The sequence below is a fragment of the Proteiniclasticum sediminis genome (assembly GCF_018128025.1).
In the GTDB taxonomy this organism is placed as follows: domain Bacteria; phylum Bacillota; class Clostridia; order Clostridiales; family Clostridiaceae; genus Proteiniclasticum; species Proteiniclasticum sediminis.
On record NZ_JAGSCS010000077.1, the window covers coordinates 1 to 590 of the forward strand.

Here is a 590-nt window from a genome sequence, read left to right on the forward strand (position 1 = left end):
GAAGGGGTAACCTACCAGTTCGCCTATGATGATTTTGGCAATCCCCGCCAGGCGGTGGTGCAGGGGAACGTCTACCGCATGACCGCCACGTCCCAGGCCACCGCCAGCGGGGCCTATGTGGAGCGCGTGACGGACAGTGCGGGAAGCACCGTGACCTACGCCTATGTGGAAGACCGCGGAATTCTGAGCAGCGTGACGGATCCTGAGGGCAGGGTGACCACCTACACCCATGATCCGCAGACGGATGCCCTGACGGGCGTATCCACCCCGGTGGACGGCCGTCCGCTTTCCCTCAGCTACAGCTATGCCGATGACCGTCTTCGCTCCATCACCCATCACGGCTTTACCTACACGTTCCGCTATGACGATCTGGGACAGGCCACCGGCGTGGATGTGGGGAACCAGGCGCTGGTCACCCGGTCCTATGATCCGGCCAGCGGTCGGCTGCTTCAGACCACCTATGGCAACGGGGATCGGGAGAGCTGGGTTTATGATGCCCTGGACCGGGTAACCGCCGCCAAGGTGTGGAACGAAACCACGGGCCAGGAGGACGTGCGCTTCCGGTACGGCTATGATGCCAGCGGAAATCT

At 62.9% G+C, this 590-nt stretch carries 1 protein-coding gene; it reads left to right on the top strand.

Going from position 1 to position 590, the window contains the following annotated elements; all coding sequences use genetic code 11:
* On the top strand, positions 1-590 hold a 590-nt coding region (locus tag KCG48_RS14615; RefSeq protein ID WP_211802905.1), incomplete at both ends, for a hypothetical protein.